This is a genomic window from Amycolatopsis sp. TRM77291, from assembly GCF_054166285.1.
The window spans coordinates 5,045,551-5,058,980 of record NZ_JBSZHF010000001.1; the positions used below are offsets into that span (position 1 = coordinate 5,045,551).

Here is a 13,430-nt window from a genome sequence, read left to right on the forward strand (position 1 = left end):
CCCGGGGCACNGCGCGTGAAGGCCCCCTTCCCTCGGCTGAGCCGAGGGAAGGGGCCTTCACGCGCGATGGGACTACTGCGGCTACTTGGGGGCGACGCCCAGCGCGGCGAGCGCCGGGCCGGTCATGATCACGCCCGCGCCGGTGACCGGGTCGAAGCCCGGGGCACCGAGGTCGATCGCGGTCGACACCAGCGCGTTCCGGATCTCCGCCTGGGTCGCGGACGGCTTGCCCTGCTTCAGCAGCGCGGCGATGGCGGCGGCGCTCGGCGCGGCGGCCGAAGTCCCGAAGAACGGCTGGAAGCCGCTCACCGAGGTCGCGACGCCGTCGGCCGCGGTGATGTCCGGCTTGTTCCGCGTCGCGCCACCGGTCGAGGACACGTTGCCGGGGGTGATCACCGAGCCGTCCGGGTTGTAGAACTGGTGACGGCGACCGTCCGAAGTGAACCGCTCCCATTTGCTGGCACTGGTGAACAGTCCCGGGTACGGACCGGCCGGGTTCGCCGGGTCACCGGCTTCGAGCGCGCGGCCGAAGGCGACGGCGGCCGGAGCGGCCGCGACGCTGAAGGCGTTGACGGCCGCCGAGTGGCCGGAGGTGACACCGTTGGTGCTGAAGGCTTTCAGGTCACCCGAGGCGACGAAGCGGCCGCGGATCACGTTGAGCGCGATGAACCGGTCTTCGCCGCTGTACTTGACCACGGCGACCTTGAAGCCCGAGCCGCTGGCCGGGACCTGGGCGATCTCGTACGGGTTCTGGGTGCCGTTCTGCGCGCCTTCGCTGGAGGCGACGACCGCACCGGACGAGTTCAGGACGAACAGGTCGTAGTCGCTGGTGGCCTTGCCCCACGGGTCGGACCAGAACAGGGTGACGTAGCGGCCGACCGAGTTCGGCGAAAGCGCGTTGTACAGCTGGGTCGTGGCGCTCGGGTCGAAGTCGTGCGGCGTCCCGGTGATCCCGGAGATCTTGCTGCCGGAACCGCGGAAGTCGCCCTCGTAGTAGCCGCTGGTGCCGTCGGTCAGGTTGCCCGAGTTCCCCGCGGAGGAGAAGTAGAGCGCGCCGTCCGCGGTCACGTCGTTGACGGCCTGCGCGACCGGGCCGTCCTGGAACGGCGACTCGTCGAAGTAGGAGACGTCGTCGACGATGATCGTGCACTTGCCGGTGGTACGCAGGGCGCGGATGTTGTCGGCGAAGCTCTGCTCGCTGGTGAAGGCGGTCGCGAAACCGAGCGCGGCGCCGGGCGCCATGTCGTGGATGATCTCCAGCATCGCGGTGCCTTCGTCACCGCTGCCGGCCTGACCGGGGAGGACGTCGACGGCGGGGAGTTCGCCGGCGGTCTGTGAAGCCTGGAGCGACTTGATGCCGTCCGAGAGCACGCAGACCTTCTGGCCCGCGCCGGTGACGCCGTACTTGGTGCGGGCGGCGTCGTTGCCGTGCGCCTTGTCGCCCTCGGCGACCTGCAGCGCGGCGGCGGTCTTCTTGGCCGCGGCCTGCCGCCGGTCCTGCGGGGCGGACTCGTTCCAGGTCATGGCCTGGGAAGCGGCCTTGACCTCGGCGACGTCACCGCGTCCGGCGATCGCGTCGACGGCGGTCAGGGGGAGGTCGGCGCGGATCGCACCGGCGGGTGAGGCGTAGCGGACGGTGCCGCCCGCCGCCTTGACGGCGTCCACCAGGGACGGTCCGGCGCCCTTGATGTCCACCGCGACCGTGCCGGCGTCGCTGACGCCCAGCCCGGTCCGGTACTCGGGCAGCTTGCCCGCCAGGCCCTTGTCGGCGCGGAGACGCTTCTCGACGACGAGCTGACTCGACTGCTTGCGCTCGGCCGGGGTGAGGCTCTTCTTGATGCTCTGCAGCGCGCTGATCCCGGCCTGGGTGCGCACCTCTTCCGACGGCTGGGCACCGGAAACGGCGGTCGACAGCAGCAAAGCGCCGACCGCGACCGGAACCGAGCATGTGACCACCCGGCTGAATCTGCTCATTGAAATCTCCCCTGGCTTTTCAGAAGCACTGCCCACACGGCACAGCCCGTGACAGGAATTCCTTCGGCCGCCCGAATGAATTACCCCTGACCGGGTGTAATGGGGAGAATCTAAAGAGCGATCAGTGAGGAGTCCACCGACCAAAGTCGGTATCGGGGGAAGATCCACATGGTGGGAGTGATTTCGGTCCGAAAAGACCGAAATCACTCCAGGCCGTGTCCTGTAAGTCTGTCCGATGGGCTTCGTGATCCAGGTGGTTCCTGGCGGATCGGCCTCGTACCGTCAGGGACCACCTGGGCGCGAAGACCGCGACATGACTTGCAGGACGCGGCCTACGCCCAAGCCGGGAAAAGCCGCCAAAGCGCCAACGCCGCCAGCGACGCCAAGGTGAGCAGCACCGGACCGGTGATGACGTAGGTGGAGACCGGCCGCCACCGGCGGTAGAGGAACGTCGCCCCGGCCGCCGCCACCACGAACCCGCCGAAAGCCAGCACGAGCCCGGCCCACGCGTCGCCGTCGCCGGTCCGGCCGTCCTGCGCGTCCGCCTTGCCGTTCTGCGGGGTTGGCCGGAACGGCCTGCCCTCCAGGACAGCGGTCACCACGGTCGCTTCCTCCGACGCCAGCGGCCACCAGGACGCCGAGGTCACCAAGGTCAGCCGATCGTTCTGCGTCTTGCCGTAGTCCGCCCCCTCGTCGAGCGGGCGGGCGGCCTTCTCGGTCACGCGGTAGACGGATTTGCCCTGAGTCGTCGCGACGACGATTTCGTCACCGGGCTCCAGCGCCTCCAGTGAACCGAACGGACCGCCGTAACCCGCGTTGCGCGCCACGATCGCGGCGTTGCCCGGCTGCCCCGGTCCGGCGGTGCCCGGTACATGGCCCGGCCCGGACGCGGTCTCCCCGCTCGACGCGCCTTCGACGACGACCTGCTGCAGCTTCAGCGCGGGAATCTCCAGGACGGCGACCGGCTTGCCGAACTCGACCGGCTCGGTGGGCGGAGGCGCACCGAAGAGGCTTTGGCTGGCCCCCAGCGCCAGGCCGATCTCGCCGCGGATCTCGGTCAGCGCCTTCCGCTGGTCGCTCGACTGGAGCATCGGCCCCAGCGCGTAGACGACCAGGGCCAGCGCCACCAAGGTGGTGACCAGCCAAGCGGCGAGGACGGTGCCGATCCATCCCGGACCGAAACTCAGGAAACGGGCTTCCGGTTCGGGTGCCGCGTGCCTGCCTTCGACGGTGGTGCTCACGCCGCTCCTCCTGCCGATTTACCCCGCAGGAGGCCGAAGAGCATGGCGAACGCGGCGGCGATCTCGGCCAGCGCGACGACCAGCCACCTCGGCACCGGGCGTCCGGCGGCGACGTACGCCGTCGCGGACGGGAGCGTCGCCAGGATCACCAACGCCACCAAGGGAATCAGCGCGCCCAGCACTCCCGCGCCCGCGAACTTCGGGATGTCGATCGACTCGGCGAGATTCTTGGCCGCCAGCACGCTTTCCGGGGTCGGGGCGGCCGCGGGGGCGGGTCCGGTGGCGGCAACCGTCGCCGACGTCCCGGCGGGTGAACCCGTTCCCCCGCTGGGGCCGGTCAGCGAGGAATTGGCGGCCGTCGTGGCACCGGTCCCGCCCGCCGGCGGCGGATTCTTCGCTTCTTCCCTTTCCTGGCAGGCGTCTTGGGCCGTCCCGGTGCCGATCTTGGCCACTCGCGCCGGAACGGTGGCCGCCAGGCCGGGGCTCAACGGGGTCATCCCCGGCGGAAGCAGCGACTGGCCGTAGCCGCTCGCCAGTTCGGCGACCGCCTTCAGCTGCGCCTGCTTCTCGGTCATCGGCTTGCAGGTCGCGTCGATCAACGGATTGACCGGCGCCGCCAGGTACTCCACGAAGGTCAGCGGGTACGCGCCGTCCTTGGTCGCGGTGCCCGGCTGCACGGTCCCGTCCTCGCCGACCTTCATCGAATCGGCGGCCAGTTGCAGGCTTTCCTTGGTCGGTGCGACGAAGTTCCCCTTGCCGTCCGGGAGCGCGACCGGCGCCCAGCCGTAGGCCCTCGCCGTCGCGAGATCGGTGATCACCCAGCTCATGCAGCCGCCGGTGCAGACGAATCCCGTTCCGACGACACCGTTCTGCACCGTCTTGCGCACGGCGAGCTGACCGGTTTTCGCGTCGACGTTGTGCAGCGAACGGGCGCCCGGATCGAGCGCGTTGAGATCGGAGATCACCCCTGGCGATTTCCCGTCCAGCTCACCGAAGTATTCGGTCCCCTTGTTGGGGAACACCCAGGCCGACGGCGCTGAGCCGGCGAGCACCTTGCTCAACGCGAGCGGCACGGTGCCCGGTCCGGATTCCCCGGTCACCCCGAAGAAGTCCAGGCTCTCGGCGCCGGCCCTCGCGCTGGCCGCGTTCGCCTCGTTCTCTCTCGTGACGGAGGCGAGCGCCGGATTGCGGCCGACCAGCGGGGTCCCGTTCCGGAAGATTCCGCCCCGGCCGTCCAGATCGGGTTGTTGTCCCCCCTTGGTGACCATGTTCGCCACTTCGTCGTGGGTGAACCGCAGGGTGCCGGTGAACTTCGCGTTGAGCGAACTCCCGTTGTCGTCGGTGTCGGTCGGCGACCAGCCGACCGCGGCCACGACCGCCGCGTTGATCCCGACGGGGATGTACTGCCGCTCCCGGACGGTCTGGGTGGCGAGCGCGTTCCCGCTGCCGGTGATCACCAGATCCGAGTCGCCCTTGTCGAACGCGGTCAGGCCGGCGTCTTCCGTCTCGCTCACGATGTTCGCCGGCTGCTCGGCCTGGGTGGGCGCGCAGAGCGCCTGGTTCCAGGCGACCGCCGTGCGGCCCAGCCGCTCCGGCATGCTGGCACTGATGGTGTGCTGGCCGGCGCCCTTACACCCTTCGACGCCGATCGCCTGCTGCGACGGGGTGAAGGCGATCGAGCTGTCGATCCAGGTCACGAACGCGCCGTCCGCGTTCTTCGCGGTGATCGTGACCGCGACCGAACAGGGATTGTTCTCGTCGCACCGGAAGGAGTACTTGTTGCGGGTCTTCGCCCCGGTCGCCGGATCGAGGACGTCGGGATTGGCCGCCCAGGAGACCGTGGGCGGCTTGTCCGCCTGACCTTCGGCGTTCTTGTTGAAGGTGGTGTACAGCGGATCCCAGATGATCGGTTTCGGGGTGGAGGAGCCGAGCGGGATCTGGGTGTCGATGACGATGTCGCCGGTCCTGCTGCTCCGGCGGCCCGTGGCACTGTCCATATGCGCCGCGTTCGCGATGAACTCGTCCTTCAACCCTCCACAGTAGGCATTGACCCGCGCGCTGACGGAACTGTCCCGCAGCCACGGCGGTTTGCCCGCGACCTTGATCAAATTGTCCGGCAGGACCTTGGGGCAGACCTTCAGGGACGCCTGGGCACCGCTCGCCAATCCCGACACCGTGATCCGCACCGGTTCGCCGTTCCGGGCCGCCGACAGATCGGCGGGCTCGGTTTTGAGGGTGTACGGCGGGTTCGCCGGCGCTTGCGCCCGCGCCGCGGGGACGGACACCCCCGTGACCATCAGCACCCCGCAGATCAGCAAGATCCCGACTTGTCTCGCACGGACGAAGAACACGGACGACTCCCCAAGGTGCGCGGGCATACGGCGGAGAGCGGGACTCGATCACGAGCCGCGCCCGGAACCAACGTCCCCGAGTCGCCCGTTCGGGGTCAACCGCACCCGGACCCGCCCCGGCACAGATTCACACGCGCCACGTCGGGCGTTCCCCGCTTGGACACCTTTCGCGGTTTCGGGCACCACATACTGGCCGCATCGAGGGGCGACGTGGTGTGCCCTGAACTCGTTCGCCCACCGATACGAAGGAAGGCCGCTCGTGACCGTCGCGCCACCCCGGCCCGACCCGTCCCCACCGGGAACCCCGGTGCGACGGGCGATCAACGAAGTCCTTTCCCGGGCCGACCGGGCGTTCCGCCGGGTCACCACCGGCGCCGGGCTGGCCATGCTGGGAATCCTTCTGGTCATCGGCTTCTTCCTGGTCTACCGGTCCGGGCCCGCCTTCGACAACAGCGGCTTCGGGTTCTTCACCACCATCCGGTTCGATCCGGCCTCGGGCGTCCTCGGCGTCCTGGGCCTGCTCTACGGGACGATCGTGGTCGCGCTCATCGCGGTCCTGGTCGCCGTGCCGCTGAGCATCCTCGCGGCGCTGTTCATCACCGAGTACTCCAGCGGCCGGATCCGCGGCTTCCTCACCGGCCTCGTCGACCTGCTCGCCGCCATTCCCAGCCTGTTGTACGGCCTGTGGGGATTCAGCTTCCTCGGCCCGCAGATCGTGCCGGTCTCGACATGGCTGACCGAGAACCTCGGCTGGTTCCCCTTGTTCGCGTCCAAGGAGAACACGCTCTACATCCAGTCCATGTTCATCGCCGGGCTGGTGGTGTCCCTGATGGTCCTCCCGATCACGACCTCGGTGATCCGCGAGGTCTTCGCGCAGACTCCGCCCGGGGAAAAGGAAGCCGCGCTCGCGCTGGGCAGTACCCGTTGGGGGATGGTCAAAACGGTCATGCTGCCCTTCGGCCGGGGCGGCATCATCGGCGGCTCGATGCTCGGGCTCGGGCGAGCGCTCGGCGAGACGATCGCCGTCTCCCTGCTGCTGCCCCAGGTTCCCGAGATCACGAAGCACATCCTCCAGTTCGGTGGCGCGACCATCTCCGGCTTCATCGCCAACAATTCCGGCGCGTCCGGCCTTTCCCTGTCCGGGCTGATGGCGGCGGGGCTGGTGCTGTTCGTCTTCACCCTGGCCACGAACTTCACCGCGTCGGTGATCATCTCCAAGAGCCGGTCCGGTGCGGGAGTGGATGCCTGATGACCACCACACTCACTCCCCCGGTCTCGTCCGGCCCGCGCAAACTCGTCAAACGCCGCCCGTCGGAGACCACCCGGCAGGACCGGCTGGCGGCGCTCGGCTGCGCGGTGTCGGCCACCCTGCTCACCTGGTTCGTCATGCATCTCCTGCTGGATTCACCCGGCTGGCTGGCGGATCTGATCGTCGCCTACCTGCTGTACCTGGCGATGCTCTACCTGGTCACCCGCGACCGTCTCGGCAGGCTCGCCGCGTCGGACCGGCTCGTCTCGACGATCGTGGTCTCCGGGGCGCTCACCCTGCTCGTCCCGTTGCTGTTCCTGTTGACCTACATCGTGATCGAGGGCGCGCCGTATCTGCGCCTCGGCTTCTTCACCCACGACATGTCGGCCGTCGCGCCGACCGATCCGGTCACCGCGACCGGCGGTCTGCACGCGGTCGTCGGCACCCTCCAGCAGACCGCGCTGACCCTGGTGTTCGTCGTTCCGCTGGGCGTGCTCACCGCGATCTTCCTCAACGAGACGCGGTCGAGGTTCCGCCGCCCGGTGCGGATCATGGTCGACGCGATGAGCGGTCTCCCGTCCATCGTGGCGGGCCTGTTCATCTACGCGGCGCTGATCATCCCGGGTATCCAGGCGGGGGTGGGACTGTTCAGCTACAACGGTTTGATGGCCACCCTGGCGCTGACGATGGTCATGCTGCCGACGGTGACACGGACCGTGGACGTGGTGCTCCGGCTGGTCCCGGACGGCCTTCGCGAGGCGTCGCTGGCACTCGGCGCGAGCCGGGCGAGGACGGTGTGGTCGGTGGTCCTGCCCACCGCGCGCACCGGCGTCACCACCGCCGTGATCCTCGGCATCGCCAGGGTGGCGGGCGAAACGGCCCCGCTGCTGTTCACCTCGTTCGGCTCGCTCGCGATGAACGCGAACCCGTTCTCCGCGCCGCAGGAGAGCATCCCGCTGTTCATCTTCCGCTTCATCAAGCAGCCGCTGGAGAACGTCCAGCAGCGCGGTTACGTCGGCGCGCTCGTGCTGATCCTGCTCATCTTCGGCCTGTTCGCGATCGCCAGGATCGTCGGACGCGACCGGTCGAAGCGCAAGGCGAAAAGAACGAAGGAGATCCGGTGACCGACACCACCGAATTGTCCACTGTGGACGACAGGCCTCAGGTCACCTTGACCGGCGGCCCGCCGCCCGGCGCGGCCGAACTCGAGTCGCGGGAGATCGGCGCCTGGTTCGGCGACCGGCTGGTCCTCGAAGGTGTGTCGCTGCGGATGCCGGCCAAAGAGGTGACCGCGCTGATCGGTCCGTCGGGCTGCGGCAAGTCGACGTTCCTGCGGATCCTCAACCGGATGCACGAGCTCGTCCCGTCCGCGTCGCTGACCGGCGAAGTCCTGCTGGACGGCCAGGACATCTACGCCGACGGAACCCGGCCGCAGCAGGTCCGGCTGCGCATCGGCATGGTGTTCCAGAAGCCGAACCCGTTCCCCGCGATGTCCATCCGGGACAACGTGCTCGCCGGGCTGAAACTCGCCGGCGTCAAATGCGACGACAAGAACGCGCTCGTGGAACAGAGTCTCGAACGCGCCGGGCTGTGGCGTGAGGTCCGCGACCGGCTGAGCTCGCCCGGCGGCGCCCTCTCCGGTGGGCAGCAGCAGCGGCTCTGCATCGCCCGTTCGCTCGCGGTGCAGCCGAACGTGCTCCTGATGGACGAGCCCTGCTCGGCGCTCGACCCGACGTCCACCCGGCGGATCGAGCAGACGATCGCCGAGATCGGGCACGAGGTGACCGTCGTGATCGTCACGCACAACATGCAGCAGGCCCAGCGGGTTTCGGATCACTGCGCGTTCTTCCTCGCGGCCGAGAACGAACCCGGCCGGGTGATCGAACACGGTCCGACGGACACGATCTTCAACGCGCCGTCGGACGAACGCACCTTCGACTACGTGAACGGGCGATTCGGATGACGACCTTGCGCAGAGTGGGCGCTTTGGGCGGGATCTCGGCGCTGCTGCTCTCGATCTCCGTGGCGGGTGCGCCCGGCGCGGCGGCGCTCGGCAGGGTCACCGGCTCGGGGTCCAGTTATGTCGGCGTGGCGATGACCGACTGGCAGAACGGTGCGACGTCGCGGGGTATCCCGGTCAACTACTCGGCGACCAACTCACCCGCCGGGGTCAACCAGTACGGCGACCGGACGGTCGACTTCGGCGGGACCGAAGCCGAGGTCTCCTCGCTCCTCGCCGCGGGCGGTGGTGGGGTGACCGCGCAGACCCGCGGCTACCAGTACGTCCCGGACGTCGCCGGCGCGGTCGCCGTCATGTACAACGTCACCGACCAGGCCGGGAAGCGGGTCGACTACCTGCACCTCACCCGCGAGGTGATCGGCCGCATCTTCAGCCGGGACATCACCCGCTGGAGCGATCCGGCGATCACCGCGACCAACGGCGGGAAGTCGCTGCCGGATCAGCCCATCACGCTGGTCGGCCGGACCGGGCAATCCGGGACGACGGCACTGTTCTACGACTTCGTCGCGCACGCGGCACCCGACGCGTACCAGCGTTTCGTCTCCCGCAACGTCGGCAACGGGATGGGCAGCCTGCCCGCCGGGGTGCGCCCGATCCAGCTGCCCGAACGAGGGCCGGACGCCGACTGGTACCGGCTGCTCGCGGACTCGGACCAGATCGCGCAGGCCATCGGCAAAGCGACCATCCCCTTCTCCATCGCCTACGACGAATTCGCCTACGCGCAGCGCCACAACGTGCCGTCGGCATGGGTGCAGAACGGCGCGGGGCAGTACACACAGCCCTACGCGGAGAACATCGCATCCGCGCTGAAGTTCGCGGAACTCCGGCCTGACCTCAGCCAGAAACTCGACAAGGTCTACTCGAACGCGGATCCGAAGACATACCCGATTTCGGCGTACTCCTACATCATGATGCCGTGCACGAGCGGCCGGGACACCTGCCGCGGCGGCTATGGCGACCAGGGCAAGACCGACACGATGACCGCGTTCCTCGAACACGTCGCCTGCGACGGCCAGATCAACATGGCCCGGATCGGCTACTCGCCGCTGCCGCCGAACCTGTCGCAAGAGATCATGAACTCCAACGCGCGGCTCACCGGGCAGCCACCGAAACAGCTGAACGCGAGCAACTGCGCCAACCCGACCTTCCGCGGCAGTCTCGGCGCGGGCGCCACCAGCCCGCCCGACCCGCTGGTGACCGCCGGGATCATCGCCCCGAACGGCAAACCCGCGGCCGGGCCGGGTGCGGGCGGACCGAGCAAGCCGGCCGGGCCCGCGAACGGCCCGGCCACCGGCGACAAGACCGCGACCGCGACGGCGAGCCCCGACGAGGAATCGGCGGGCGGCGGCTCGAAGAACTGGCGGGAAGCCGCACCGGCGTCCTACGACGAGGGCGGGTTCGGCGGCTTCGGGGGCTGGGCGGCGCTGGTGCTGTTCGTCGCGATCGTGACGCCGCTGGTGGTGCGCGGGGTGATCCGGAAGCTGCGGGGCGTCTAGGGGAAGGTCAGCACGACCTTCCCCCGCCCGTGCCCGGTCTCGATCTCCCGGTGCGCCGCCGCGGCCTCGCTGAACGGATACGTCCGCCGCACCAGGAAACGCAGCTCCCCCTTGACGTACAACGACGCCAGAATCCCCAGCCGGTCGGCCGACCGGGTCCCGGTGACCAGCCGCGCGCCCCCCTCGGGCGCGCGGCCCGNTCGACGACCCCGGCGAACTCGTTCCCCGGGACACGCGGCCAACGCAGCTCCATGCCCGCGGGTTCCCAGCCCGCCCGCACGGCCGCGTCGTACGGCTGCACCCCCGCCGCCTTCACCCGCACCCGGACCTCCCCCGCCCCCGCGTGCGGTTCCTCCAGCTCCAGCACCCGGAGCACTTCCGGGCCACCGGCTTCCGTGAACGCGGCCGCTTTCATCTTGTTCCTCCAGTTCGTCCCCAGCTGTCGGAACCCAGCCTCATACCTCCAGATAACTGGAGGTCAAGAACTGTCGGTGTGACGTTCTAAGCTGCGCTCGTGACGAGCTACCGCATCTCCAGGGCAAGCGCTTCCGACGCCGCCAGGCTGACAGCGCTGATGCACGAATCGGCCGCCTACCAAGGGGAGTACGCGTCGATCCTCGAGAACTACCAGGTCACGGAGGACTATCTCGCCACCCATCCCGCGTTCGTCGCGCACGCGCAGCGGGAAGTGGTCGGTTTCTACAGCCTGATCGAGTACCCGGCCGAGCTCGACCTGCTGTTCGTCGCCGATTCGGCCCAGGGCACGGGCATCGGCGCGTGGCTGGTGGAGCATATGCTCGGGCAGGCCGCGGACCTCGGCATGACCGAGATCCGCGTCGTCTCCCATCCGCCAGCCGCCGGGTTCTACGAGCGGATGGGTGCCCGCCGCGTCGGCGTCGTACCGCCCAGCCCGCCGAAGATCACCTGGGAGCGCCCGGAGCTGGTCTTCGACGTCAAGCGTCCACCGCACGACTGAACCGGTCGATCAGTTTGCGCAGGTGCCCGGCGAATTCCGGCGAGTCGACGACCTCGAAGTCGGCGTCGAGCAGGCCGAGGTAGAGCGCCAGGTACTCCAGCGTGTCCGCGCCGGCCTTGAGCAGGCAGGTCCGCTTGTCGACGGCTTCGACGACGACGGCGGGCGGCACCTTCGCCGCGGCTTCGGCCGCCGGGGCGTGCAGCCGGATCGTGGCGTGGTGCCGCCACAACGCGGCGCCGACGCCCCGTTGGAGGTAGGCGACCACGCCTCCTTCGGGTGGTTCGCGCTCCTCGAAACGTCGTCCGTTGGGCGTGCGCGGCCGCACCCGATCGGCGCGGAACGTGCGCCAGTCCTGTTTGCCGACGTCCCAGCCGACGAGGTACCACCGGCGGCTCATATGCACGACGCGATGCGGCTCGACCTGCCTGCGCGTCTCGGATCCGTTGTGTCCCACGTAATCGAAGCGAAGGGTCTCGCGGTCACGGCAGGCGGCGGCGATGGCCGCGAGCACCTCGGCGTCGACCGTCGGCCCGCCGCCCTGCACCGCGAGCGTCGCGGAATTCAGCGCCGCGACACGGTGCCGTAGCCGCGACGGCAGCACCTGCTCCAGTTTCGCCAGCGCGCGCACCGACGTCTCCTCGATCCCCGCGATCGTGCCGCCCGCGGCCGTGCGCAGGCCCATCGCCACCGCGACGGCCTCTTCGTCGTCGAGCAGCAGCGGCGGCATGGCCGCGCCTGCACCCAGGCTGTAGCCCCCGGAGACGCCGGGCGTCGCATCGACGGGGTAGCCAAGGCCGCGAAGCCGCTCGACGTCGTTCCGGATGGTCCTGGTCGTGACGTCGAGCCGGTCCGCCAGTTCCGGACCCGTCCAAGTGCGTCTGGCCTGCAGCAACGACAGGAGCCGCAGCAGTCTCGCCGAAGTTTCCGCCATGAATCCCACCTTGTCCGCAATCGCGGAACGAACCTTTCCGCAATCGTTCCTAATCTAGCCCCATGACCGAGATCAAGCCCTTCCGCATCGCCATCGACCAGGCCGAACTCGACGACCTCAAGGACCGCCTGCACCGCACCCGCTGGCCTCGCGAGGTCACCGGAGACTGGAGCCGAGGCGTCCCAGTCGCGTACCTCAAGGGGTTGGCCGAATACTGGGCCGACGGCTTCGACTGGCGCGCCCAGGAAGCCGAGCTGAACGAGTTCCCGCAGTTCACCACCGAGATCGACGGCCAGACCATCCACTTCCTGCACATCCGCTCGACCGCCCCGGACGCGCTGCCGGTGGTTCTCACGCACGGCTGGCCGAGCTCGCCGTTCGAATTCCGGCGAGTCGTCGAAGAGCTGAGCGACGAGTTCCACCTGGTCGTCCCGTCCCTGCCCGGCTACGGGTTCTCGAACCCGGTGAGCGGCCCCGGCTGGGGCAACCTGTTCCGCGTCGCCCAGGCGTGGGTCACGCTGATGGACCGCCTCGGCTACGAGCGCTTCGGCGTCCACGGCACCGACGCGGGCGCTGGCGTCGCGGGCATCCTGTCGATGATCGCCCCGCACCGCGTGGCCGGCGTGCACCTCACCGGGACCAGCGCGGGTATGCCGTTCGGTCCGCCCGTCGAGCTGGACGGTCTCGACGAGAAGGATCGCGAGCGCGGCGAACGTTTCAACCGGTTCCAGTCCGACGGCCTCGGCTACCTGCACCTGCAGGCGACCCGGCCGCAGACGCTGGCGTATTCGCTGAACGACTCCCCCACCGGCCAGCTCGCGTGGATCGTGGAGAAGTTCGCCGAGTGGACCGATCCGGCCAAAGCGCTGCCGGACGACGCCGTCGATCGCGACCACCTGCTGACCGCGGTCAGCCTGTACTGGTTCACCGGCGCGGGCGCCTCTTCCGCGCACGCCGTGTGCGAAGGTATGGAGGTGTATCGGCAAATGTCGCAAGGCGGCTGGGACGAAGCGCCCGCCGGGCCGCCGCGGGCGATCGCCGTCTTCGCCGGGGACACCACGATCCGGAGCCTCCAGGACGGCCCAGTGGAACACTGGTCCGAGTACGACAGCGGCGGCCATTTCCCGGCGATGGAGGTCCCCGGTCTGTTCGCCGAAGACCTCCGTTCCTTCCTGCGAAAGTGCGTCTGACG

11 protein-coding genes and 1 pseudogene are annotated in these 13,430 nt (G+C 69.3%); 6 read left to right on the forward strand and 6 right to left on the reverse strand.

The window, feature by feature from the left end; genetic code table 11:
- Positions 1-81 precede the first annotated feature (81 nt).
- From ACXIZN_RS23345 to ACXIZN_RS23355, 3 genes are all read right to left on the reverse strand, one after another.
- A complete protein-coding gene (locus tag ACXIZN_RS23345) occupies positions 82-1,974 on the reverse strand; it encodes a S8 family peptidase (RefSeq protein ID WP_457956895.1) in 1,893 nt (630 codons plus the stop codon).
- A 332-nt stretch (positions 1,975-2,306) separates the two neighbouring features.
- Positions 2,307-3,215 carry a sortase gene (locus ACXIZN_RS23350; protein WP_457956896.1) on the reverse strand — a complete coding sequence of 303 codons (909 nt, stop codon included), beginning with the start codon at positions 3,213-3,215 and terminating at the stop codon, positions 2,307-2,309.
- Positions 3,212-5,566, reverse strand: coding sequence for a hypothetical protein (locus ACXIZN_RS23355; protein WP_457956897.1), 2,355 nt, complete (start codon positions 5,564-5,566; stop codon positions 3,212-3,214). Before ACXIZN_RS23355 ends, ACXIZN_RS23350 begins: the two co-directional genes overlap by 4 nt.
- A 259-nt stretch (positions 5,567-5,825) precedes the next feature.
- On the opposite strand from ACXIZN_RS23355, the gene pstC reads away from it, so the two are divergent.
- From pstC to ACXIZN_RS23375, 4 genes are read left to right on the forward strand one after another with little or no spacing between them, the layout of a single operon-like run.
- Positions 5,826-6,815 carry a phosphate ABC transporter permease subunit PstC gene (gene pstC / locus ACXIZN_RS23360; protein ID WP_457956898.1) on the forward strand — a complete coding sequence of 330 codons (990 nt, stop codon included), beginning with the start codon at positions 5,826-5,828 and terminating at the stop codon, positions 6,813-6,815.
- A complete protein-coding gene (gene pstA / locus ACXIZN_RS23365) occupies positions 6,815-7,939 on the forward strand; it encodes a phosphate ABC transporter permease PstA (protein WP_457956899.1) in 1,125 nt (374 codons plus the stop codon). The genes pstC and pstA overlap by 1 nt, the downstream gene beginning before the upstream one ends.
- A gap of 23 nt (positions 7,940-7,962) precedes the next feature.
- A complete protein-coding gene (locus tag ACXIZN_RS23370; RefSeq protein ID WP_457960580.1) occupies positions 7,963-8,778 on the forward strand; it encodes a phosphate ABC transporter ATP-binding protein in 816 nt (271 codons plus the stop codon).
- Positions 8,775-10,331, forward strand: a complete 1,557-nt coding sequence (locus ACXIZN_RS23375; protein WP_457956900.1) for a substrate-binding domain-containing protein — start codon at positions 8,775-8,777, stop codon at positions 10,329-10,331. The genes ACXIZN_RS23370 and ACXIZN_RS23375 overlap by 4 nt, the downstream gene beginning before the upstream one ends.
- Here ACXIZN_RS23375 and ACXIZN_RS23380 read toward each other — a convergent pair.
- Positions 10,328-10,573 carry a zinc-binding dehydrogenase gene (locus tag ACXIZN_RS23380; protein WP_457956901.1) on the reverse strand — a complete coding sequence of 82 codons (246 nt, stop codon included), beginning with the start codon at positions 10,571-10,573 and terminating at the stop codon, positions 10,328-10,330. The genes ACXIZN_RS23375 and ACXIZN_RS23380 overlap by 4 nt on opposite strands.
- Positions 10,549-10,746 (reverse strand): annotated as a pseudogene (locus ACXIZN_RS23385) (NADP-dependent oxidoreductase); the annotation flags it as partial. The gene ACXIZN_RS23380 and the pseudogene ACXIZN_RS23385, both read right to left, overlap by 25 nt.
- A gap of 99 nt (positions 10,747-10,845) precedes the next feature.
- Here ACXIZN_RS23385 and ACXIZN_RS23390 point away from each other — a divergent pair.
- Positions 10,846-11,307 carry a GNAT family N-acetyltransferase gene (locus ACXIZN_RS23390; protein WP_457956902.1) on the forward strand — a complete coding sequence of 154 codons (462 nt, stop codon included), beginning with the start codon at positions 10,846-10,848 and terminating at the stop codon, positions 11,305-11,307.
- On the opposite strand, the gene ACXIZN_RS23395 is transcribed toward ACXIZN_RS23390, so the two are convergent.
- Entirely contained in the window at positions 11,285-12,238 is a 954-nt protein-coding gene (locus ACXIZN_RS23395) for a helix-turn-helix transcriptional regulator (RefSeq protein WP_457956903.1), read from the reverse strand. The genes ACXIZN_RS23390 and ACXIZN_RS23395 overlap by 23 nt on opposite strands.
- Positions 12,239-12,300: 62 nt before the next feature.
- Between ACXIZN_RS23395 and ACXIZN_RS23400 the strand changes: the two genes are divergently transcribed.
- Complete coding sequence (locus tag ACXIZN_RS23400) at positions 12,301-13,428, forward strand: epoxide hydrolase family protein (RefSeq protein ID WP_457956904.1); 1,128 nt, start codon at positions 12,301-12,303, stop codon at positions 13,426-13,428.
- Positions 13,429-13,430 lie beyond the last annotated feature (2 nt).

Bases quoted from the DNA above. Each gene is read 5' to 3' on its own strand.
- ACXIZN_RS23375 (WP_457956900.1), top strand. From the start codon at position 8,775: ATGACGACCTTGCGCAGAGTGGGCGCTTTGGGCGGGATCTCGGCGCTG.
- ACXIZN_RS23345 (WP_457956895.1), bottom strand. From the start codon at position 1,974: ATGAGCAGATTCAGCCGGGTGGTCACATGCTCGGTTCCGGTCGCGGTC.
- ACXIZN_RS23395 (WP_457956903.1), bottom strand. From the start codon at position 12,238: ATGGCGGAAACTTCGGCGAGACTGCTGCGGCTCCTGTCGTTGCTGCAG.
- ACXIZN_RS23400 (WP_457956904.1), top strand. From the start codon at position 12,301: ATGACCGAGATCAAGCCCTTCCGCATCGCCATCGACCAGGCCGAACTC.
- pstA (WP_457956899.1), top strand. From the start codon at position 6,815: ATGACCACCACACTCACTCCCCCGGTCTCGTCCGGCCCGCGCAAACTC.